At 69.9% G+C, this 22025-nt stretch carries 18 protein-coding genes and 2 pseudogenes; 11 read left to right on the top strand and 9 right to left on the bottom strand.

What is annotated here, in order from left to right:
* Positions 1-67: 67 nt before the first annotated feature.
* The 4 genes from ACFWWU_RS16940 to ACFWWU_RS16955 form a co-directional block, all read right to left on the bottom strand.
* Positions 68-967 (bottom strand): hypothetical protein, encoded by a 900-nt coding sequence (locus tag ACFWWU_RS16940; protein WP_384145422.1) that lies wholly within the window; start codon positions 965-967, stop codon positions 68-70.
* Positions 968-1165: 198 nt separating this feature from the next.
* Positions 1166-2602: a tyrosine-type recombinase/integrase gene (locus ACFWWU_RS16945; RefSeq protein ID WP_384145425.1), complete on the bottom strand. Its 1437-nt coding sequence runs from the start codon at positions 2600-2602 to the stop codon at positions 1166-1168.
* Positions 2599-2880, bottom strand: coding sequence for a helix-turn-helix transcriptional regulator (locus ACFWWU_RS16950; RefSeq protein WP_384145428.1), 282 nt, complete (start codon positions 2878-2880; stop codon positions 2599-2601). Before ACFWWU_RS16950 ends, ACFWWU_RS16945 begins: the two co-directional genes overlap by 4 nt.
* Positions 2881-2922: 42 nt before the next feature.
* Positions 2923-3207 carry a helix-turn-helix domain-containing protein gene (locus tag ACFWWU_RS16955; RefSeq protein WP_384145431.1) on the bottom strand — a complete coding sequence of 95 codons (285 nt, stop codon included), beginning with the start codon at positions 3205-3207 and terminating at the stop codon, positions 2923-2925.
* A 278-nt stretch (positions 3208-3485) separates the two neighbouring features.
* On the opposite strand from ACFWWU_RS16955, the gene ACFWWU_RS16960 reads away from it, so the two are divergent.
* The 5 genes from ACFWWU_RS16960 to ACFWWU_RS16980 all read left to right on the top strand — a co-directional run bounded on the left by ACFWWU_RS16960 (position 3486) and on the right by ACFWWU_RS16980 (position 8462).
* Positions 3486-4376 (top strand): hypothetical protein, encoded by an 891-nt coding sequence (locus tag ACFWWU_RS16960; protein ID WP_384145893.1) that lies wholly within the window; start codon positions 3486-3488, stop codon positions 4374-4376.
* The gene (locus ACFWWU_RS16965) at positions 4373-5071 is read left to right on the top strand and encodes an ATP-binding protein (RefSeq protein WP_384145896.1); all 699 of its coding nucleotides are present in this window, start codon (positions 4373-4375) and stop codon (positions 5069-5071) included. Before ACFWWU_RS16960 ends, ACFWWU_RS16965 begins: the two co-directional genes overlap by 4 nt.
* Before the next feature lie 89 nt (positions 5072-5160).
* Positions 5161-5973: a DUF2637 domain-containing protein gene (locus ACFWWU_RS16970; RefSeq protein ID WP_384145433.1), complete on the top strand. Its 813-nt coding sequence runs from the start codon at positions 5161-5163 to the stop codon at positions 5971-5973.
* A gap of 374 nt (positions 5974-6347) precedes the next feature.
* Positions 6348-6794, top strand: a complete 447-nt coding sequence (gene mobC, locus ACFWWU_RS16975) for a plasmid mobilization relaxosome protein MobC (RefSeq protein ID WP_384145436.1) — start codon at positions 6348-6350, stop codon at positions 6792-6794.
* Positions 6795-8462: a relaxase/mobilization nuclease domain-containing protein gene (locus ACFWWU_RS16980; RefSeq protein ID WP_384145439.1), complete on the top strand. Its 1668-nt coding sequence runs from the start codon at positions 6795-6797 to the stop codon at positions 8460-8462.
* A gap of 647 nt (positions 8463-9109) precedes the next feature.
* On the opposite strand, the gene ACFWWU_RS16985 is transcribed toward ACFWWU_RS16980, so the two are convergent.
* From ACFWWU_RS16985 to ACFWWU_RS17005, 5 genes and pseudogenes are all read right to left on the bottom strand, one after another.
* Positions 9110-9646 carry a flavoprotein gene (locus ACFWWU_RS16985; protein WP_384145443.1) on the bottom strand — a complete coding sequence of 179 codons (537 nt, stop codon included), beginning with the start codon at positions 9644-9646 and terminating at the stop codon, positions 9110-9112.
* Positions 9643-10610 (bottom strand): annotated as a pseudogene (locus tag ACFWWU_RS16990) (FAD-dependent oxidoreductase). Before ACFWWU_RS16990 ends, ACFWWU_RS16985 begins: the two are co-directional and overlap by 4 nt.
* A gap of 20 nt (positions 10611-10630) precedes the next feature.
* Positions 10631-11030 (bottom strand): annotated as a pseudogene (locus tag ACFWWU_RS16995) (NUDIX domain-containing protein).
* Between the two features lie 15 nt (positions 11031-11045).
* A complete protein-coding gene (locus tag ACFWWU_RS17000; protein WP_384145446.1) occupies positions 11046-12245 on the bottom strand; it encodes a damage-control phosphatase ARMT1 family protein in 1200 nt (399 codons plus the stop codon).
* A 25-nt stretch (positions 12246-12270) separates the two neighbouring features.
* Positions 12271-15801 (bottom strand): NB-ARC domain-containing protein, encoded by a 3531-nt coding sequence (locus ACFWWU_RS17005; RefSeq protein WP_384145449.1) that lies wholly within the window; start codon positions 15799-15801, stop codon positions 12271-12273.
* Positions 15802-16071: 270 nt separating this feature from the next.
* On the opposite strand from ACFWWU_RS17005, the gene ACFWWU_RS17010 reads away from it, so the two are divergent.
* The 6 genes from ACFWWU_RS17010 to ACFWWU_RS17035 are packed head-to-tail and all read left to right on the top strand — an operon-like array spanning position 16072 to position 22003.
* On the top strand, positions 16072-16749 hold the full coding sequence (locus tag ACFWWU_RS17010) for a class I SAM-dependent methyltransferase (protein ID WP_384145452.1): 678 nt from the start codon (positions 16072-16074) through the stop codon (positions 16747-16749).
* Complete coding sequence (locus ACFWWU_RS17015) at positions 16746-18062, top strand: N,N-dimethylformamidase beta subunit family domain-containing protein (RefSeq protein ID WP_384145455.1); 1317 nt, start codon at positions 16746-16748, stop codon at positions 18060-18062. Before ACFWWU_RS17010 ends, ACFWWU_RS17015 begins: the two co-directional genes overlap by 4 nt.
* Before the next feature lie 19 nt (positions 18063-18081).
* On the top strand, positions 18082-19230 hold the full coding sequence (locus ACFWWU_RS17020; protein WP_384145458.1) for a glycosyltransferase family protein: 1149 nt from the start codon (positions 18082-18084) through the stop codon (positions 19228-19230).
* Positions 19231-19236: 6 nt separating this feature from the next.
* Positions 19237-20835 (top strand): hypothetical protein, encoded by a 1599-nt coding sequence (locus ACFWWU_RS17025; protein ID WP_384145461.1) that lies wholly within the window; start codon positions 19237-19239, stop codon positions 20833-20835.
* Complete coding sequence (locus ACFWWU_RS17030) at positions 20787-21341, top strand: FkbM family methyltransferase (RefSeq protein WP_384145464.1); 555 nt, start codon at positions 20787-20789, stop codon at positions 21339-21341. Before ACFWWU_RS17025 ends, ACFWWU_RS17030 begins: the two co-directional genes overlap by 49 nt.
* A 23-nt stretch (positions 21342-21364) precedes the next feature.
* Positions 21365-22003 (top strand): histidine phosphatase family protein, encoded by a 639-nt coding sequence (locus ACFWWU_RS17035; protein WP_384145467.1) that lies wholly within the window; start codon positions 21365-21367, stop codon positions 22001-22003.
* Positions 22004-22025 lie beyond the last annotated feature (22 nt).

Consider the following 22025-nt stretch of genomic DNA (forward strand, 5'->3'; position numbering starts at 1 on the left):
GTCGTATCGCCTTCCAGCGGTCCCTGTCACCAGTGGTCCCGCACATGTGAGTGGCGGGCAAGCGCAGTCAGGACTCACCATCCCCGGGCGCGCTCAGGGTCAGAATCTCGCCGAGGGCGATGTAGGTCTGCAGGAAGATGAAGCGGGCCTCGTCGATGGTGACCTCGGCGTGAGTGCCTGCGGAGCAACGGGCGTAGAGATCGGACAGAGTCCGGCGCAGCCGGTCCCTGCGACTCTTGGACGCCCCGCAGGCGTGAGTATGGGCCTGGAGCCGGTTCAGCACCTGCTGCGGTCCGACCTTCAGGTCGACCTCATCCCCGATCTTGTACTGCTCGTCCCGGGCCGGAAACACGTAGTCCGCAGAGGAATCGATCAACCGGCGGCAGGTGGTGAGGGCCTGGCTGACAGACTCGGGGTCGCCGTCCCGAAGGCGGTCAGAGATGCGCTCGATCTTTTCGAGTGCAGTCCCGCTCGCCGCTGCCAACGCCCCGTCGACCTTCTCCTGGATGTTCGCGAACAGGCTCGCCTGGAGCTCGCTGAACAGGAGCTCGTGGTAGATCTCAGCAACCATGTCGTAGACGGTCGCGACGACTTGCCCGCAGATTCCGGTCCACGTGCTGAGGTTGGCCGAGGAACGGAGGATCCGCGTGTCATGGTCGCGCGACGCAAGCAGAGCGGTGTCGCCCGAATAGTTGCCCCCGCCACGCATGGCATCGATCGCCTGCTGGCTAGGCTCGACCTGGGCCTCCACCTTCGCGATCGATTGGGTGTAGAAGGTCCCCTTTTCCCGATCGGCCCAGCGGCCCGCCCGTCCGATCCACGTCCTCGCCGAACCATCGACCGGGTACCCGTTGCGCTCGAAGCCGAGGAACTCCGCCAACTCGCTGTGGCCGACCAGCCGGGCGAGCCTGCTCGCCTTCAGGACAACCTCGGATGCCTTCAACCGCTTGAGCTCGATGTCGGCCAAGAGCTCGTCCGCAACGCGGATCGCTTCTTCCTGTCGCCCCACTGCTGACCGCCCATCTGCTCGAACTCTGCTGGGTCGCAGTCGTACCACGCGGGTCTGACACGTCAGTGCCGATTTTTCCGGTGACTGCGACCAACAAGCCTGGCCCGTGCGTCATTGAGCACCAGGCCGTCGGGCCCTGGAAGGCAACGCCCCGCTTCAGCGGGCGCGCCCCGGCGTCCGGGGAGTCCGAGAGGGAGACACCACGGCAGCCGGCGACACGGGCGCATCGGGGAGCTTCTGGGGGCCTTCGATGCGCTGCTGAAGTTGGGCGATCTGCCCCGTGATGCAGCGGGCGTAGGTGGAGAGCAGGACCGGGACGCTGTTGCCGGCCCATTCGGCGACCTGGGCGGGTGGGATGCCGTTGTTGAGCCAGGTGGTCAGGCAGGTGTGGCGGAGGTCGTACACGCGCTTACCGACGGGCGACTTGAACTCATGCTCGGGCAGGACGGCCTCGCGGGCCTTGGCCCAGGTCCGCCGGTAGACGGAGCCGGCGAGGAGGCCGCCCTTCTCGCCGGGGAAGAGGAGATCGCCGGGCTTGAGCTCGTCGCGGGCGACGAGGGCACGGAGGATCACGACCAGGGCGGGGTGGACGGGGACGGTACGGGTGTCACCGGACGCCCGGCCCTTGAGGTTGCGGGTCTCGTGCACCTCACCGCTGTCGGTCCAGTGGCTGCCGACCTCGGGCTCGGCGGTGTGCACGCGGAGCTCGCCCCAGCCGGTCGCCGGGAGGACGGCGTCCTCGACTCGTAGCGCGACCGCTTCCTCGGGGCGCAGCCCTGCGTAGTAGAGGGCCGCGAAGAACGCCATGAGCCGGTGGCCGGTGCGGGGACGGGCGGCGATCCAGGTGAGCAGGGCGGCCACCTGGTGCGGGTTGAGGAGGGAGCGCTTGTCGACGGCGCCGGACGTCCTCGGGGCGGTGTTCTCGCCCTTCCCCTTGGGCATGGGGTTGGACTGGAGGACGTTCTGGCGGACGGCGTATTTGAGGACGACGTTCAGGATCCGGCGGTAGCGCTTGGCCGAGCTGGCGGCGGCTGGTGTGCCGTCGAGCATGGTGTCGAGGGCCTGGAGGACGGCGTCGACGTGCTTGCTGTCCTCCCAGGCACTCATCGGCAGCGAGTTGCGGCGGATCCACGCCAGGATCGCCCGAGACTCGGGCGGGGCTTCGTCCCGGCGGTTCTTGTTGAAGGCGTACTCGCGCAGCGCCTTGCGGATGTCGACGCCCTCGTACTGGACCGGCTCGGTCCGCAGGAGCGCGAGCGTGGCCTTGGTCAGGGCCTTGGCGGTGCTGATGCGGTTGTTCGCCGAGATCCGGGGCCACTTCATGTCGACGTACTGCAGGGCGAAGTCGTACCAGGTGGTCCCGGCCGCCGGCGCCGCGTGGGAGACCGGCCGGCCGGTGCTCTGGTCGAAGGGCTCACCGTTGTTGGCGGCGACGAGGAGGGTGGCGCGGAAGGAGTCTGCGGCAGCACTCGTCTTGAAGGTCTCGCCATGGCGCTGGCCGTTGACCGACCAGCGCACGGTGTAGGTCGTACCGCGCTTCCCCTTGTAGACCTCGGTCGTCCGGAACCGGACTTTGTAGGACCGATTGGTCACGCAGCGGCCTCGCAGTCGCTGAGCCAGTTCTCCAGGTCACTGCGGCGGACACGCAGGCTACCGTTCGGGAGTTTCACACATCGGGGTGCGCGTCCTTTCTGGCGCCAGTCGTAGAAAGTCGACCGGGAAATCCGCAGCTCTTCGCAGAGTTCGTCGACGGTGAGCTTTTCTTCGGAACGGCGGGTGGCGGATATCGGGGATCGGCGCAAGGTGTCTCTCTCGGGAAATGGGCATGGCTCTGGCAGGGACCGGCACGGCGGGCGTTCCGGGACCCACAATGATCCGGAGAATCCCCGGTTGGGCTAACCGGGGATCGTCGGCTATATTTCGCCCACCCCGGCCGCCCCTAGGGGTGTGAGGGGGCCGGCGAGGAGGGTTTGCGGGGCGATTCCGAGGGCTGTGGCGATGGCGACGAGGTCGTCGATGTCGCAGCGGCGGACTGTGCGTTCGATGCGGGAGAGCGCGGTGAACGTCATGGGCCGGCCGAGCGCGGTGACGCGGGCGGCAAGCTGGCGCTGGGAGTAGCCGCGGGCGGTGCGGGTGCGTTCGATGGCGTGGGCGGCGGCGTGTCCGGCGGGTCCGATTGCGAGGGGGCGTGGCGGCATGGGTGGTGTTGTAGCTTGCGCGGCGACCGATCCGGAAGGGCATTCCTGTCTGCTGTGAGCGATGTGGATCACACGGGCAATTCCGGCGTCGATTTCGGCAACCGGGGATTCGCCCCTACAGTTGCCGAACCGCCGGATCGCCAACCGCAGTAAATCGGCGACCTGTGCGGAATTCCTGAGCAAAGTCTGGACTTCTGCACACCAGGTGTGGCTGTGTTGGCCATGCACCCCGGCGACGCCGGATTACCCAGCCCCCTCGTGAAAGGCGGTTGATCGCCATCCCCCGTATCCGCACCATCAAGCCCGAGGCGTTCTCGTCCGAGTCCCTCGCGGCGGTCTCCCTCTCCGCCGAGCGGACCTTCTTCGGGCTGCTCACCCAGGCCGACGACCAGGGCCGGTTCCGCGACCAGGCTGCCGTCATCGCCGGCCAACTATGGTCGCTGCGCCGCGAGCACGGGCCGGTCGAAGTCGAGGACGACCTCACTCAGCTCGATGGCGCCGGTCTGATCTGCCGCTACGAGGCCGGCGACGGCAAGCGCTACCTGCACATCGTCACCTTCGCGCAGCACCAGAAGATCAACCGCCCCAGCGGGGGACGCAATCCGCCGTGCCCGCACCACGACCTCGGCCATCCGCGTGAGCCCTCACCGCAGGTGCAGGGAACTGTCACGGAGACTTCCGCGAGTCGGCCGGGAGGACTCAATGAGCCCTCCGTAAACGGCGAACTCGCAGGTCAGAGCGACTTCCCCGAGTCCTCACCGCAGCTTCGGGGAGGACTCCGTGAGCCTTCCAGGAGTGCTCACGGTCCGGATCTAGGACCTAGGAACAGGGATCTAGGATCTAACCCGTTGGGGGGCGCGAGCGCCCCCGCGCCCGACTCGGTCTCGGCGAAACACCTGATCGGCGAGGACGCCGCCGCGTGCACCCACCGCCCACCGCAGGACGTACTCGGCCACCTCGGCCGCGAGGCGAAGAAGCTCCTCGCCGAAGGCATCTCCCCGGACCACGTCCGCGCCGGCCTCGCCCTCCACCGCGCCAAAGGCCTGCACCCGAGCACCCTGCCCAGCCTCGTGCACGAGGCCATGAACGCCGTCCCGGCCGCCACCGCTCCCCACCAGCCGTGGACCAACCCCATCAACGTCGCTGCCGCCTACGGAGGCGAACTCTGACCGCCACCCTCACCCGCGATTCCCAGCAGCCCGCCCGGATCACCAGCCGACTCGGCAACATCCTGGCCCAGCGCGGCATCGCTCCCGACACCGCTGCCCAGGAGCCGATGCCCGAGCGGGTCACCGCGCTGGAACTGGCCGACGCCCGCATCCCCGCCCGCTACAGGCACGCCCTCGCCGACCACCCCAAGGTCACCGCTTGGGCGAACGAGATCGCCCGCACCGGACGTCCCGGCCCCGCCGGCGCGCCGGGCATCGCCGAAGGCCCCTCGCTGCGGATCGTCGGCCCGACCGGCACCGGCAAGACCCACCAGGCGTACGGCTCCATCCGCACCCTGCTCGCCGCCGGGGTCCGCCTGCGCTGGGAAGCCACCACCGCCGCCGACCTGTACGCCCGCCTGCGCCCACGGCCCGGAATCGACACCGAGCGCGACCTGCAGACGCTGATGCGCTGCCCGCTGCTGCTCCTAGACGACCTCGGGGCGGCGAAGACCAGTGAGTGGACCGAGGAACTCACCTACCGGCTGATCAACCACCGGTACGAGCACTTGCGCCCCACCCTGATCACCACCAACCTCCCCACCGAGCCTCTGCGCGCGGCCCTCGGTGACCGCGTCGCCTCCCGCCTGGCCCAGATGACCGAACGCGTCATCCTCGACGGCGACGACCGCCGCCGCCCCAAGCCCGTCGCCTGACGCTCGCCGCTACGTCGCGGCACCCTCTCTCAGCCGTCCGACCGCATCGCCACGGACGCCTCGCCACCACGCCCTTGGAGCATTCCCGCTTGACCTCGTCTTCCCCTGCCCCGCACCCCGCCGACCGGTACACCCTCCTCGCCGCCGGGGCCGTGATCCTCGCCCTCACCGCCGCCGGTTTCTGGCTCTCCTACGCCCACCTCGCCGAGGTCGCCGGAGACCACGGCCTCGGCAACTCCCCCGCCCGCATGTGGACCTGGCCCGCCACCCTCGACGCCTTCATCGTCGCCGGCGAACTCCTCATGCTCCGGGCCGGCCTGCGCCGCCGGCCGGATGGCTTGGCCATCGCCATCACCGCCACCGGCTCCCTCGGCTCTATCGCCCTCAACGTCGCCGGCGTCACCGGCACCCGCGACCCCGCCGACGTCCCCCTCCTCGACTACATAGTCGCCGCCGTACCCCCGACCGCAGCGCTCCTCGCCTTCGGCGTCCTCATGCGCCAGATCCACCAGCACCTCGCGCAGCCGAACCGTGAGGCCGACCCCGGCCACCTCCGGGCAGCCGGACCTGCAGTGACCGAGCACCCGCGAGAAGGGGACCGGCCCCGCCCGCATCCCGTCCCCACCCCGTCCGCCGCCGAAGACACAGACCGCGCGGCCGAGGCAGCCGCCGACGACGAACCCCCGGTACTTCCGCGCAAGGTCGGCCGTCCAACGACCGGAGACCTCGACGAGTTCGTCCCGATCGTCGAGCAGATGGAGGGCGAGCAGACCCGAAAGGCCATCCGGGCAAGCCTCCGCGCGGCCGGCCACACCATCAGCAACGAGCGACTCACGGAGCTCGTAAACCGCCTCGACGGAACGGTCCCCCCGGGCCCGTCCGAAACCCCCGAGGACCACTGACCGGAAATAGCCGCAGGTCGACCCGCTTCCGGTCGGTCCGAGTCGCCCCGACCCGGACCGACCGACCCGCCCCTCCGCATTTCCGGACAGGCTCCAGCCCCCGTCGAGACGTCCACGAAGCGCGGACTTCCCCTCCCGTCATCCCACCGAAGGATCCCCACATGACACCCGCCCCGCAGCACCCCACCCCTGACTCGACGATCCCGCCCCAGCCGAACGACCGGCCCGCACCGCCGCAGAAGCCCACCGGCCCTGCCCCGGGCGGAGCAAGGTATGGCGTTGGACCGTCCAAGGGCCGGTCCTACGCGGAAGCCTCCGCCCCGGGGGTGGCGGAGGCAGGTCCCCGGCGCGAGGGCGCACCGGGGACAGGGGCCGTGCGAGCTGCCGACGAAGCCGCGCTGCGCCGTGTTGCCCGTCGGCGCGCCCGCCAGGACGTGCAGCGCAAAGAGCGTGTCGACGTCCGCTACAGCGTCGACGAGAAGCAGGCGATCCTCGCCGAAGCTCGCCGCCACAACCTCGCCGGAGCGCATCTCGTCGGCGCCATCGTCATGGCCCGCCTCAACGGCGACCTCGCCCTGCCCGAGCAGCGCACCGCCACCGACGACCTGATCGACGAGTACGCAGCGCTGCGCAAGCAGGTCTCCAGGATCGGCTGGAACGTGAACCAGATCGCCAAACGCCTGAACTCCGGCGACGAGGCACACCCGGTGGACGCCGCCGTGCTCGCCGAGGCCGGACGGCTCTTGACCCTGGTCCAGGATGCGGTCACGGCGGTCGACGCCGCCGCCATCGTGGCCGCCACAAACCGTTGGGCGGCCTGATTGATCGCGAACATCGTCAAACCCGGCCACAAAACACGGGGCGTCCTCAACTACCTCTACGGGCCCGGCCGCGCCAACGAGCACAACGACCCCCACCTCGTCGCCGCATGGGACGACTTCGTGCCCGACCCCGGCCGCAACCCCGCCGCCACCCTCGCCCAGCTCGCCGACTTCCTCGACCTGCGGGTCAAGCAGGCCGGCCCGAAGGCGCCGAAGAACCACGTCTGGCACTGCTCGATCCGCGCCGCGCCCGAAGACCGCCGCCTGACCGACGACGAGTGGGCCACCATCGCCCGCCGTGTGCTGAACGCCACCGGCATCGCCCCGGCCGACGACCCCGACGCCTGCCGCTGGGTCGCCGTCCGCCACGCCGACGACCACATCCATATCGTCGCCACCAAGGTCCGGGGAGACCTCCGCCCGCCGAGGAACTGGAACGACTTCCTGCACGCCGACAAGGAACTAGTCGCCATCGAGAAGGAGTACGGGCTCCGCCAGGTCCCGCGCGGCGACCGCACCGCCGCCAAGCGCCCCACCCGCGCCGAACAGGAGAAGGCCCGCCGCACGGGAAACGCCCGGACGGCCCGGGAACGCCTGCGCACCATCGTCCGCACCGCTGTCTCGGCGGCCACGAACACTGAGGAGTTCTTCCAGCTCGTCGAGGGGACCGGAGCCCTCGTCGATGTCCAGTACTTTCCCTCCGGGGACGTCCGCGGCTACAAGGTCGCCCTCGACGGCGACACCAACGCCCAGGGCGAGCCGGTGTGGTTCTCCGGATCCACCCTCGCCCCCGACCTCTCCTACCCCAAGATCACCGAACGCCTCACGGCCACCGAGGCCACACCGGCGGAACGGACCGAAATCCCGGCCTGGCGACGCCTTGCCCTCGCCGTCGAGCAGCTGCCCGACCACCTCGCCCATGACGAGGACGAGGCCGGACAGGCCCACATCACCGTCCTCGCCGAAGCCCTCGACGCACTCCCCCTGGTCGCTCCCGCCGGCCTCCGTCCGCAGCTCGTCCAGGCCGCCACCACCTTCGAACGCGCCGCCCGGTCTCGCATCCGCGCCCACCATCAGCAGGCCCAGGCCACCCGCCGCGCGGCGAAGGCGATCCTGCGTGAACCCGCCCCGAAGGACGAAGCCCTCCTCGCAACCCTCCTCGACGCCCTCCTGCTGGCAGTCATCTTCGCCCACCACTGGCACCGCACCCGCAACCACACCCAGCAGGCCGAAGCAGCCCGCCAGACCGCCGAGTACCTCCGCGCGGCCTATCAGGCCGCAGCCAGCGAGCCCCTCATCGTGCTCCACCGCCAAGGCCGGCGCCTCGCCCAGTGGCGGCTGGAGCGGCAGGCCGCCGCGGTGCGCCAAGCGCTGCCCGACCTGGCTGAGCAGATCCTCGTCGAACCCGGCTGGCCTGCCCTCGCTGCCACCCTCAACGACGCCACGGCAGCCGGCCAGGACCCCGCCGCGCTCCTCACTCAAGCAGCCCGCCACCGCGAACTCGACACCGCCACCCACCTCAGCGAAGTCCTCACCTGGCGCCTGAACCGCCTCCCGGATCCGGCAGTCGAGAAGCCCATGTCCCCCAAGGCAGCAGGGCGAGCCCAGCCCGGCTCCACCACCACACCGCGCTCCACGCCGACGGCCTCCCGGCCAAGGAGTCGGTAGCGCAGAGGCCACCCGAGCGACATACCCTCACGTTCATTCAGTGAACAGCCAGGGCATTCACCGAATGAACACCCATACGTTCACTGAGTGAACACCGTGAGTGGCCTCCGCCCGAGGAGCCGCTCCGCCTCGGAACAGCGATCCGTTCCAGCGCGGAACACACCCGCTGCTCCGGCTCAGAGCGCCGGCGGATCGCTGTTCAGCCACTGAACAAGGGGGCTGCTCGTTCCGCAGCACGCTCTCCGAGGTACTGGCCGCGCAGGTGGAACGAGCACTTCCCAGAACGAGCATGTGGCTGGCAGCCGAAAGCGCCTGGGTGCGGGTGGTCAGTTCGGACACCGGCCTCGGGGTGGTCGAGGAACGTCATCAGGACTCGGCGTAAGCAGGCGAAGGGATGCTGAGGGGGGAGAGGTACAGGAGGGCGGCGTCGAGTCGTACGGGAATCGGCTGTTCCTTCGGGGAACGACGACCGCGTTCCCCGAAGGAACGGCCACCGTGTTCCCTGGAGGAACGGCGGACGCGTTCCGTTTCGGAACACCCGCACTGTTCCGTTTCGGAACATCCGCACTGTTCCGTTTCGGAACAGCGAACCTGTTCCGAAACGGAACACGCAAACCCCGACGGTACGAGGGCAGGCCGGATCGCGTTCAGCCGATCTTGGCGTCAAGCAACTCCAGCGCCTCCTCCCACCGGAAGAAGCCCGCTCCCCCGCCAGCCTTCGGACGGTGCGGCTCGTACGACCCGACCATCACGCCCATCTCCCGCAGCTGGTCCAGGCTCCGGCCGTACGCCGGGTGGGCAGCCATGGCCGCGTTCACGTACGGCAGGGCGACCGTCGGAATGCCCATCCCGTACGCCTCGCACAGGATGCCCAGCGCGAGAGTGTCGGCGATCCCAGCGGCCCACTTGTTGATCGAGTTGAACGTGGCCGGCGCGACGGCAATGGCGTCAGCCGGCGGGAGCGGGCGCGGGTCACTGGGGCGGCGCCAAGCCGAGCGGATCGGGTAGCCGGTCTGGGCCTCGGTCGCCTCGACGTCGAGGAAGCCGAGACCCTGGGGTGTGGCGATGACGCCCACGCCCCAACCCCGGTCCTGCGCGGTGGTGATCAGCTTGTGGGCGTCGCCCGCGATGCCGGCGGCGCAGACGACGACGTACAGGAAGGGCTTCTTCGTCTGGTCGTTCATCGTCTGTCTCCCTCGTCGGCGGCCAGGATGCCGGCGGCTTCTTCGGCGCATCCCCAGGACAGCGTGACGCCAGCACCTCCGTGCCCGTAGTTGTGCACGATCAGGTTGCCGTCCTCCTGCCGTTCCGCCTCCACGCGGACCGTGGCACGGGTCGGCCGGGCGCCGACCCGGTGCTCCAGGACGCGAGCCTCAGCAAGACGGGGTTCGACCTCTGCACAGCGAGCGAGGATTCCGGCTGCCGCCTTCTCGTCGGGGGCGAGGTTGCCTTCGCCGTCGATGGCGGTGCCGCCCAGGACGAGGGTGTCGCCGTGGGGGTAGAAACACAGCAGGTCCGGTGAGAGGCCGGTGTCCTCGGAGAAGAACTCGGTCAGCCCCGGGTTGGTGACGACGACGTGCTGGCCGCGGATGGGGCGAAGGTCATGGTCCGGGACCAGTTCCTGGGCACCGAGACCCGTGCAGTTGACGATCACAGGGGCAGGACCGGCGTCCGCGAGCGAGGCCAGGCGTCGCCGCTCGACCGTTCCCTCGGCGGCATCGAGCCGACCCAGGAGGTAGTCGAGGTAGGTGGGCATGTCGATCAGTGGCACCGTGAACCGGTAGCCGGCGGTAAACCCGGCCGGCAGTTCAGTCGGCTCGCACGGCCTGAAGCCGGGCAGGGTGGTTGCCCAGCCGGGCCGGCCCTCGGCCGTACGGGACGCCTCAATGCCACTGGTGAGCCGGACGCCTGTCGACGGGTCCTCGGCCAACTCGCGGAAGGCCGTTAGGGACTGCTGCCCCCACAGGTCCACCTTGTCTTTCGGTTCGACCAGGACGGTCCCCACATCGCCCCGGCCGCCAACGACGTGGTGCCCGCTACGTGCTCGGCGATCACGTGCACCGAGGCTCCAGCCTCGGCCAGAACGACAGCGGTGGTAAGTCCTGCCACCCCAGCCCCGGCAACGACAACGCGCGCCTCGAGCCTCAAGGGCGTCGCCCCGAAGGAGCTCACGGGAGCAGAGCCACATCAAGGTAGTCCTGCACCGGCTCGAACAGCCCGTACGGCACGTAGTGCGGGATCTCGCCGTGCGCGGCCCAGGTCAGCCCGGCCACCTCATCAGCACTCGCTACGACCGCCTGGCCGCCGACGGAACGACATGCGATGTAGTGGATCTTCCGGCCCGTCATGGGGTGAACCCGTTTGTCCCAGCACACTCTGCGCGACCACCAGGAGCCCGCTCTCTTCCTCGGTCTCACGCGCTGCGGCTTCCTCGGGAGTCTCCTCGGGTTCGATCTTCCCGGCCGGGAACTGCCACGAGAGTGCGCCTTCCGCGACTCGTCGCCGCACGAGCAGGACTCGTTCGCCCTGAACGACGACGGCAGCGGCAACTGCTCTCTGTGCCTCGATCGTCACGAAGAGCCTCTACCGTCGCACCTGAATCAGCGCGTGAGTTCCACTCGTACGCCAAGCAGTCCCGGACCGTTCGAGCGCGTCCAGTGCTTCCTGCTCCAAGCCGACGATGACGTCGGACTTCAGGGTCCGGAGCGCCGCGACGGCCCCAGGGAAGTGCGCGGTGAGATCGGCGAAGGGCGCCTTGGCGTCCCACAGCCGGTCGCCCACCAGGCGCCGGTAGTTGAGGTCACCCTTCAGGATGGTGAGCGTGGCGCTCTCGAACTCGCCGCGGAGGTCCTCGGGCATCTCCTCGTACGGCAGCGGAGCGCAGAAGAACGGGTGGGTGCGGACCTCCAGGCTTCCTGCCGCCATGGCCTTCCACAGTCGGCCTCCGATCGCACTGGCTTCGCCGGGTGCCTCGGTGAGGCGACGGAGGCAGTCGACAACGTCGGCCGTCATCGCGTCGGAGACGTAGTAGGGGTACGGCTTGAGGTGAAGCACGACCTGTTCGGCATGCCGCTGTTCGAGGAGGTGGTCGATGAGGATCAGGTCCGGGATCAGCTCGCGTCCCGCATTGTCCGCCACCACGGCGACGGTCGAGGAGCCCCCGACGGGCAGCATCTGCCACAACAAGGCGCTGTCGTCGGCCACCAGCGCGGAGGCAGCAGCGTCACCGGCCGCTGGCTCCCCCGCCGAGACGCGGAAGCCGAGGTCCGCGCGGTTGCCCCAGAGCGAGGCATGGAGCAGGGCCGTGGCCCGCTCGTCCGCCGGTGCGCTCGCGAGCGCGTCCAGGGCCCGCAACTCCTCCTTCACAGCGTCGCCTTGTAGTTCGGCCTGCTTGAACGGCGCGAACGGATCGACTCCCTGCCATGGCCCACTGCCGAAGTACCCGACCGCGCCGAGGAGCCTGCGGTAGAAGTAGCTTTCCGCCCACAGGAACGGGGCGTCGTACCACGAGCGCCCGAAGTACTCGTGCCCCGAGTCCCCCCAGCGCTCACGGTCGTGTTCCGCGAGGGCGAGCGGTTCGACGACGCCGTTGGTGATCTCGTCCAGCAGCGCGTCGAGGGCCTCGTGCTGCCAGCGGCCGTACGGGAAGGCATCTCGTACCTGCTGGATGAGGGCAGGGTGGCGCTTGGCCAGCACACCCCAGGCGAACGAGCCGGGCTCGTTGCTCAGGATGACCGGCGCGTCAGTCACATCACCCAACGTCAGGGAGGTCTTCTCTGTCATGGTGTCCAAGCCCTTCGCATTTCGCTCACGTGTCCATGATCCCCAGGGCCACGACGCCGGCCGCACTCCCCACCAGCACCTCACCCGTCGCCGGCTCGAAGGCCGCGCAGTGCAGTGAGGCGTCCACCCGGACCTCGGCGATCTGCCGCTGTTCGCCGAGCGCCCACACGCGCACCGTCCCGTCCGCCGCAGCCGACACGAGGCGGTCCTCGTCGCTCATGAAGCCCAGCATGAGGATGCGGCCCGTGTGGCCGGAGAGGTGGGAGGTGAACCGGTCCGTCCCCAGGTGACGTACCGCGATGTCGCCGGTTCCCGCACCGACCGCCACGCGGTTGCCCGGACCGTCCACGGCGACGGCGCGAGCCCACCCGCTGGGGCTGCTGAATCGGCTCCTGAAATCCCCTGTGGGGGCGTGCCACACGCGCACCGAGCCGTCTCCACCGCAGGCGGCCAGGACGTCTCCACTGTCGTCGAACGAGAGCGACCGCAGCCGACCGGCGTGCACGTCCTGAGTCCACATCAGCGTCCCGGTGGGGAGATCCCAGCACCGGATGTGTCCGGCGCCCGTGCTCGCAGCGATACGAGGCGTCGAACGGGCCACCGCCACAGCCCACGTTCGCGGGGTGTCCTGGTTCAGGGTGAGCGACCAGGCCCGGTCGGGCAGCGACCAGACCCTGACCGTCCCGTCGCCGCAGGCCGCGGCGACGTGCTCCTCGCCGCAGGCCAGGGACCAGACGCGTCCATGGGCGGCGGGCAGCCTCCGGCCGACTGCCGCCGTCGCGGTGTCGACGACGTCGACGCCTCCGGCCCCGTCGCCGACCACGGCGGTACGTCCGCCGGCCGCGAACTGCGTGGACCACACGGTGTTCGAGCCGCCGGCCAGGGTCCTGAGCCTGCTCTTCCCCATGGTCCAGACGCGGACAGCGCCATCCTCGCACCCGGCGACCACGGTGCCGTCGCCCGTTCTGGCGAGTGAGCGCACCCAGTCCACGCCCCGCGGGAGCTGCGTCTCACCTACGGGCGTCTCCGCTGAGAACGCCTGGATCCTCGGCTCCTCGGTGGCGGCGACGAGGACGTCGTCATGCGGGGACAGAGCGACGGCGCGCACGCGCGCCTTGAGGTCGGCTATCCGGCGGACGAGCGCGAGTTTCCCGTCGGCCGCGTCCCACAAGGCTGCGGAACGGTCACCAGACCCCGAGGCCAAGAGAGTGGAGCCGGGGGCGAAGGCAACGGAGCGGACCCAGTCCCGGTGTTCCGCGCGTTCGTCGAGGAGGCGGCCGGTGCGCAAGTCAAAGAGTCGGACGAACTCGTCCTCGCCGGCTGCGGCTACGAGCGAGTCAGAGTCCCCGCCGATGGCCACGGACCAGACGGGGGTACCTGCCGCCCGCATCGTGCGCAGGAGCACGAGCCGCTCCAGGTCCCACGCGCATACGGCTCCGTCCTCGGCACCGGAGACCAGGACGGAGTCGGCTGAGGAGAAGGCGAGGCTGCGAACACGGCGGGTGTGCCCGGGCAGCACCCCGACAGGTTCGCCGGTGTCCGTGCGCCACAGCCGGATCGCTCCGTCGTCCCCCGCTGAGGCGAGGACCATCCCGTCCGCGGAGAGCGCGGTGGCGAACACCCATCCGGTATGGGCTTCGTGGGCTCGGAGGAGCTTGCCCGTGTTCAGGTTCCACAGCCTGACCACTCCGTCCTCGCCACCTGATGCCACGAGGTCGCGGACGGCGGAAACGCTGACGACTGCACCGATGTGACCGCGCTCCGTCACCGCCTCGGAGCTCACCTTAGGGGGCGGCAACAGCCACCTCGGGGCGAGCACTGTCCCCTCCCCCGCTGCGCCTTCCAGGGTTCGGGTGGCCTCGGGGGTGGATGCACGCCGCAGCACGATCGAGAGGGTCGAGGCGATGTCGGCCGGGTTCTCCAGCCCGTTCAGCAGATACCCGGCACCGGTCAGGGCCCGGGCGGTGGCCCACACCTGGTGCTGCGGGTGGCCGGCATCGTGGCGCCCGGGCAGGGCGTCGAGCACGGCGGCGTCCGCGGTCAGCGACTGGTGCCCGACGAGTGCGACCTTGCGCATGACGTACGTCGGCGAGGCCAGCAGGCTGACGAGCTCGGCGTCGAGGCCCGCCTCACGCAGGTGGTAGGGGAGGTGACGCCACAGGTATCCCTCGCCCTCGGCGAGGGTCTCCCAGGCACCGTCCGTGCTCTGCCGGTACGCCTCGATCAGGGACCGGTGAAGGGTCGCCCACCGGTCGCCGACCAGATGGCGCAGGTAGGACCGGAACACGTCGTGCAGCACGATGGCGTTCCGGTCGGCGAGGTAAGCGCCGATCAAGGAACGGTCGGACAGTACACGGCAGAACTGGCGCACCACGTGAGGGGCCCATCCGTTCGCGGTGCCCCACCAGTGGGTGAGGACCGACATGGGGATCGGCACCGACGGAGGGAAGACCGCCAGGGACAGGTACCGGTCTCGCAGGTCCGTGCGGCCGGCGATCGAGACGCTCTCAGCGAGGCTGTGGAGGCTGGATTCAAGCGCCTGTCCGATGGCGTTCTTGCGCTGGTCGGAGTCCCAGACGTCGAATGCCTGAGGGCCGTACGCGCGGATCGCCGCGTTCGTCTCCGCGACGGCGCGGTCGGCCGGGGCGCCGAAACCGACCTCCTGCGAGACGTTCGCGCCGATGATCGACGCGAGCAGCGGCCAGCCCCCGCACACGCCTGCGAGGCGTGCGGCCTCGGCGTCGTCCAGGGCTCCGACGTTGCGTACGAGCAGTTCGCGGATCTCTCTCGGGGCCATGGGCCCCAGGCGCACGACTCGGGCGGAGCTGGGGCACACGCGCACGTTCCTCGTGGTCACGAGCCGTACGCAGTCCTCGCCGCCGAGCAGGAAGGGACCGAGGTCGGTGGCGGACCAGACATTGTCGACGACGAGGAGCGCGCGTCGTCCCTGGAGCAGACGAGCGAGGTGGAAGCCTGCCTGCTCCGGGTCCGTGAGGGACGGTCGGTTGCCGTCGAGGTGGACGCACAGGTCGGAGATCAGCTCGACGACCCTGGCGGCCGTGCATCCCTCGCCGGTCTCCACCCAGAGGATCTCCGAGAAGGAGTCCCGTACGCGGAGGTCGTGGCACACCTGCGTGGCCAGCGTCGTCTTCCCGAACCCGCCGGGGCCGCACAGGGCGACCGTGGCGACGGTGTCGTCCTGAGTCGCCTCCCGGAGTACGGAGACGAGCCCTTCGAGATCTTCGGACCTGTGCACCAAGCCGGGCTCCGGAACGGGTATCGGGAGGTAGTCGTCCGGTGTCGGCGCGGCCTCGGGCGTCGGAACACCGAGGGAGTCCCAGAAGCGCTGCCGCACCTCCGCGTCGCTCCGTTCCAACGCCGTGTCGAGTAACGCCTGGGAGTCCGGTGCGACGACGATCTCCTCGCCCCGGGCCTCCCAGTTGGACACCGTCCGGTCGCTGACGCCGAGGTAGGACGCGAAGCCACGCACGCTCCGACGCGTCGCGAGCCGCAGAGCACGCGCCTCCCGTCCGGTCCAGCGCTGCACTGTGGCCACCTGAGCTCCTTCGACCGACACCGACGACGGTAACAGGGTAGGGCGGTCTGACCAGCGGCGTAGGGCCTTCGCTGCGACGGGAGTTCAGCACGAGTTCAGCACCCGGGCCATTCCGGCCAAGTCTGAGCGAGGCGCGCTCGTCGCCCTGGACAGCGGCGGTGCTGCACCGCGAGTGCGACACCACGGCAGCCCGCTGTCCAGCGCCGCTCGGCAGTCTTCTCGGCACGGAGCACCACCGCTCCGTACGCAGTCGAGAGGGGTGGTCACAGCGTGACCGGAACGAAGAAGCGACAGGGCGGTCCGGGCGACTGGTCCGGAAGCCAGATCGCCTACTACCAGGCGCGAGCCGACGAGTACGACGCCACGTACAGCACCCGCATGGACATGCCGCGACTCGCGAAAGCACTCGACTCGCTGCCGGTCGGCGGTGACGTCCTGGAGATCGCCTGCGGCACGGGCCAGTGGACGCGGCTGCTGTCCCGCCGGGCCCGCAGCCTGACCGCGCTGGACGCGGCGCCGGAGATGCTCCGCCGGGCCCGCGACCGCATGCGAGGCACCGAGACGCGCTTCATCGAGGCGGACGTCTTCGACTGGGAGCCGGACCGCCAGTACGACACGGTGTTCTTCGCGTTCTGGCTCAGCCACGTGCCGCCCGTGGAGATGGAACCGTTCTGGGACCTGATCAGGTGGGCCTTGGTGCCCGGCGGTCGCGTGGTGTTCCTCGACGACTCGTCGGCGAAGGCGGAGATCGAGGACCGGGTGGAAGCGGCGCCCATGCCGACCGTCCATCGCACCCTCTCCGACGGTTCCCGCCACATGGCTGTGAAGGTGCTCCGAGACCCCACCGAGCTCACCTCCCAGCTGAGCGGTCTGGGTTGGGACGTCCGCGTCGAGGCGATCGACCCCTTCCACCTCGGCGGCGTGGCCCGTCCCAAGGAGGGGGCGTGACCACCATCAACGGCTACACGGCCCGGCCGAGCGTGCGAGCCGGCGAGGTCGCCCGCCTGCACATCGCCACCACCGTCCCCCGCTTCCACGTCGACTTCTACCGCTGGGGAGCGGAGCCGCAGCACGCGGGACACGTCGAGTGGCCTGGCCGGACCGCCTCCGCCGGACGCTTCGACGCGGACTGGCAGTGGCCCGCGTACGAGTTCCTCGTCCCCCCGGAGTGGCGGTCCGGTGTCTACATCGCGGTGCTGAGCACGCAGCGCGCCTCCGGCATACCGCCGCTGGATGCCCGGGAGGCACGCATCCTCCTGGTCGTCACCCCCTCCGCGCCCTCCGGTCGCAGGATCCTGTACAAGATCCCGACCTTCACCTACCAGGCGTACAACATGGCGGGCGGCGGGAGCCTCTACAGCGCCGCCCAGGTCACGACGCGCCGTCCCGGGGGTGGTGTCGGCGGGCCCGTGAAGGGCCTGCCGGACGCGTACGACCCGTCATCGCCCCGGCAGACGTTCGCCCACTGGGACGCCCCCTTCATCGCCTGGATGGAACGGAACCGGATCGAGGCCGATTACTGCACTGATCTGGACCTCCACGAGGGGCTGTTCCTGCGCGACGGATATCGCCTCCTGGTCACTGCCGGTCACGACGAGTACTGGAGCGCCGACCTCCGGCGCCGCGTGACCGCCTTCCGCGACTCCGGCGGCCACATCGCCAACTTCGGGGCCAACACCTGCTGGTGGCGCGTCGACGTCGCCGCGGACGGGACGGGACTGTCCTGCGACAAGTTCCCGTCCGGAGCCCCCGCCGGCACCGACCCGGACAGCTCGTACGGGTGCCCGGACCACTGGTGGGAGTCGGAGCCGGAGAACACCCTTCTGGGCGTGAGCTACCGCAACGGCGGTGGCCACTGGGACGGCACCCGCGCTTCCCAGGGCTTCATCGTCACCGACGCCGGCCACTGGGCGTTCTCCGGCACAGAGCTCAGGACCGGCGACAGCCTAGGACACGGCGGGGCGCTGATCGGCTACGAGTGCGACGGCGCGGCCTACGAGTACGACGCCGCCGGCCGCCCGCGCCCCACCGGCCAGGACGGAACCCCGAAGGACTTCGAGATCCTCGGCATCGCCGAACTCCCCCCGGACTGGAACTTCGCCGCCCGGGAGCCGATGCCCAGCCCCCGGGCCGCCACCCTCGGCGTCTTCACCGCCGGCGGCACGGTCTTCTCCGCCGCTACCACCGACTGGGCCCGCCTCCTGGCCACTGACCCCCAGGTCGCCGCGATCACCCGCAACGTCATCACCCGGCTCGCCTGATCGAAGGGAAGGGATCGTCGTGTCCGGCAACGGCAACGTACGGCCGCTCAATGTGATCATCGGTGTCAACGGCATCGGCATGGGACACACCGTCCGGCAGAGCGTGATCGCCCAGTACCTCCGCGACCGCGGGCATCGGGTCCGGATCGTCACCAACGGCCAGGGCAGGGTCGAGTACTTCCAGGACCTCGGCTTCCCCGCCTGGGACGCCTGGATGCCGACGCTGCTCGCGCGCGACGACCGGATCCATGCTCGCGACGCCATACGCGCGAACATCCGGCAGGCGCCCGGAGGTCTCCTCCGCTACCTCTGGCTGCGCCGGGCCGTCAGGAGCAGTGGCGTCCCGGACGTGTTCGTCACCGACTACGAGCCCAACATCCCACGTCTCGCCTACCACTTCGGTCGGCCGCTCGTCTCCATCGACCAGCAGAGCAAGTACCGGCACCTGGACCTTCCCGCCGTCGGCAGGTACGCCCGTACGGCCGACGAGCAGCGACTGCGGTACTTCGCGCCCCGTGTGGACCGGTCCTTCATCTGTTCCTACGTCCCGCTCGCCGCCGACGACCAGAGGGTGGAGTTCATCTCCCCGGTCGTTCCCGACCTCGTCAGGTCGGCACCGGTCACCACCGAGCGCCTCGCCACGGCCTATTTCTCCCGCTACTTCGACCACGGCCCGGAGGAGTCCGTCCGCGAACTGGCCTCGATCTTCCGCCAGTCCGTACCGGACCGGAAGCTGCGGATCTACACGCAGCCGACGGAGTTGAGGTCGCTGCGCGGGTTCGCCGAAGCCCGAATCGAGATCCGCGCCTTCGACCGCGAAGCGTTCATCGCGGACATGGCCCGCTCCGAGGCCGTGTTCTCCAACGCCGGCTTCAACCTGATCAGCGAGGCTCTCGTCCTCGGCAAACCGGTCCACCTCATCCCGTTGCCCACCTACGACCAGCACTGGTGCGCCAAGGTCGTCGACGAGGCCGGACTGGGCACTGCGGCCCCGCGCGTCGAGCGGGGAGCCGTCCTCGACTTCCTCTCGCGGGGTCAGACGCTCCACGACAACGTCGTACGCCACCGGGACCTGCACCTCTCGGCCGATCCCCGGGAACGGATCGCCTCGTACCTGGAGAGCCTGCCGACGGTCGGCCGGCCGATGCCCATGCCGATCGCGCGGTAGCCGGGCATGCCGACTCCCCCGATTCCCTCGTACGTGGCAACCGCGGCGATCGTAGCCGCCGTGGTGGCCTGCTACCGCTTCGGTGTCTCCCCGGCGGTACGGGCTCTCGCCCGTCACCCCACCCCGCTGGCCATGAGTGCGGCCGTCGCGGTCATCGCCCCACTGGCCCTCCGTCCGTCGCCCTTGCCCGAACAACTGCGCTGGTTCGTCGTCTCCGTGATCGCCCTCCTTACCTGGCGCGGCGCCACCAGCGACTACGACGTCACGCTGCCCATCGGTCCCCAGCGTCGGGACAAGCTGCTCCTCCTGTTCCTCGCCGTCGCGTCCTGCCTCTGGGCTCCCGCCCTGATGGCGTGGATCGCCGTGTACTGCGGCAGGCTGCGTGGCTGGCAGCACCACGCGATGATGCCGCTGCGCCTGCTGAAGGGGTACCTCGCCTGGTTCCTCGTGACCGCGGTCCTCGCCCCGCCCCCGTCCGACTCCACGGCGGGTCTGGTGCTGGTGCTCGGCTGTGTCTCGTTGTCCCACTACGTCAAGCCGGCCTGGAGCAAGGCGCGCCTGGGGCCGCGCCCCTGGTCCTGGGCTTGGCACAACCGCACTCACTACCTCATGGCCTCGGCGTACTCCTGGGGCTGGGCGCGCTTTCTCCCCTCGCAGAAGGTGTCCAGGCTCCTGCGCCGGGCGGGCGTCATCGACCGCCCCGTCAACATCCTCGCGATGGTCGTGGAGGCCGCCGCGCTGGTCGCGTTCCTCGACCGCCGGCTGCTGATCGCGATCCTGGTGGCGACCGCACTCTTCAACCTCGCCGTCGCCCTCGCCTCCGGCATCCTCTTCTGGGAGAACATCACCGCCAGCATCGGCCTCGCGACAGCCTTCGGGCTGCTTCCCTGCACGGGGTACGAAACGGCCTTCGGGTGGCCCGCCGCGCTGGTCGCGCTCACCGTGATCCTGCTCAGCTCTGCCGACCTGCTGTGGCAGCCCTGGCATCTGGGGTGGTGGGACTCCCCCTTCACCGCCCGGGTCCACTGGCAGGTGGAGACCGTCTCCGGCGCGACGCTGGGTCTCTACAACGACTACATGTGCCCGTACGAGCGCGAGTTCGGCCGCGTCGAGGGCTACTTCCTGACGGACGAACCCGTCCTCCACGGCCACCTCGGAATTGTCTGGGACCGGCGGCTTCGGGATCTCCTCGTCCAGGCCGGCGGGGACCCGGATCGGCTGCACGCGCTCAAGCAGTCCTACGGCCGAACGCACAAGGACGAGGAACGGTCGGCCGAGCACGTCGCCTTCCTGACCGCCATGTTCACCCGGCTCAACGCCGGTACCCGGAAGAGCCCCCTGCCCCGGTGGTTACGCCGCATCAAGGCTCCCGGGGGCCAGCTCTACCGGTGGGGCGATCTGCCCGCCTATCGCGGCGAGGAGCCCGTCCGCCGCATCACCATCCGCTACGAGGAGCGCTGCTACCTCCCCGAGACCGGCGACTTCATGCTGCTCGCCGATCACGTCGTACGGGAGATCGACCTCGGCGTTCCATTGACTGACCAGGAGAACACCTCATGCGCAAGATCTTCGTCGACTGCGGCACCAACCTCGGAATCGTGCTGAAGCGCTTCATGCACGAGCTCCCGGATCACGACTTCTACGCCTTCGAGCCCAATGCGAGCCTGCTTCCCTCCATCCGCGCGAACGTCCAGCAGGCCCGCCACGCCGGTCTGGTCGAGATCTCCCCCAGCGCGGTGTGGACCGAGGACGGGACGATCGACCTCTTCCTCGGCCACCACGAGAGCTCCACCGTGTTGCCCGGCAAGCGGGTCCCGCCCATGTACGACCAGCAGATCGACTACAGCTCGCCCGTCGCCGTGCCGGCAGTGGACTTCAGCGCCTGGCTCTTTCGGAAGGTCACGCCGGAGGACCACGTCGTCGTGAAGATGGATATCGAGGGCGCCGAGTACCCCGTGCTCAGGAAGCTGCTCGCCGACGGGACGATCGACCTCGTCTCCGTCCTGTACGTCGAGTGGCACCACGACCGCTTCCCCGCCATGAGCCTGGCCGAGCACGACGAGGTCGCCGCCGCCGTCTCCGCACGCGTCGACGTCCGCCACTGGGACTGACGGGAATGAGGAGACACGACGCCATGAGCACCCAGCACATCTACCTGATCAAGCACGGTGAGACGGAGGAGAACCTCCAGGGCATCCACCAGGGCCGCGCGGTCGGCGGCCGGCTCAGCGAGCACGGCCGCGCCGACATACGGCTGGTCGGATCCTCCCTCGCGATGGCTGGGGTCGCCGTGGACCAGATGCTCGTCAGCCCGATGTCCCGTTGCCGTGAGTCGGCCGAGATTCTCACCGCCGCGCTCGCCCCGGCCGGTGTCCGCGTCGACGAGCGTCTGGCCGCCAAGGACAGCGGTCACCTCGGGGGCCGGCCCAGGGAACTCGCCGCCGCCGAGGCCGCTCGCCATGGTGTGCCGATCCACCGGCTCCGCACGCCGGGCGGCGAGTCGTCGGAGGACGTCCAGGCCCGCTACGTGGATCTCTGGGACGAGGTCTGCTCCGGGGCACGACGAACGACCGTCCTCGTCGGGCACGGTGGAGGCATCGCCTGCCTGTTGCTGTGGCTCACCGGGAACGGCTTCGACCGGTACCTCCAGCACGTGCCCGGGTCCGCAGGGGTCACGCGCGTGGAGATGGGCGGTCCGGCTCCGCGCGTGCAGCTCATGAACGTCTCGCCCGTGGACCTGCCCGTCCTCCTCCACTCCCGTACCGCCCGATGAGAGTCGGGGCGGTACGGGTGCG

Origin of the sequence: Streptomyces sp. NPDC058650 (genome assembly GCF_042717315.1) — a bacterium.
Lineage (GTDB): Bacteria > Actinomycetota > Actinomycetes > Streptomycetales > Streptomycetaceae > Streptomyces.

Excerpts from the sequence above, each read along its gene's own strand:
- ACFWWU_RS17035 (WP_384145467.1), top strand. The coding sequence starts at position 21,365 with ATGAGCACCCAGCACATCTACCTGATCAAGCACGGTGAGACGGAGGAG.
- ACFWWU_RS16985 (WP_384145443.1), bottom strand. The coding sequence starts at position 9,646 with ATGAACGACCAGACGAAGAAGCCCTTCCTGTACGTCGTCGTCTGCGCC.
- ACFWWU_RS17000 (WP_384145446.1), bottom strand. The coding sequence starts at position 12,245 with ATGACAGAGAAGACCTCCCTGACGTTGGGTGATGTGACTGACGCGCCG.
- ACFWWU_RS17030 (WP_384145464.1), top strand. The coding sequence starts at position 20,787 with ATGCGCAAGATCTTCGTCGACTGCGGCACCAACCTCGGAATCGTGCTG.
- ACFWWU_RS16955 (WP_384145431.1), bottom strand. The coding sequence starts at position 3,207 with ATGCCGCCACGCCCCCTCGCAATCGGACCCGCCGGACACGCCGCCGCC.
- ACFWWU_RS17025 (WP_384145461.1), top strand. The coding sequence starts at position 19,237 with ATGCCGACTCCCCCGATTCCCTCGTACGTGGCAACCGCGGCGATCGTA.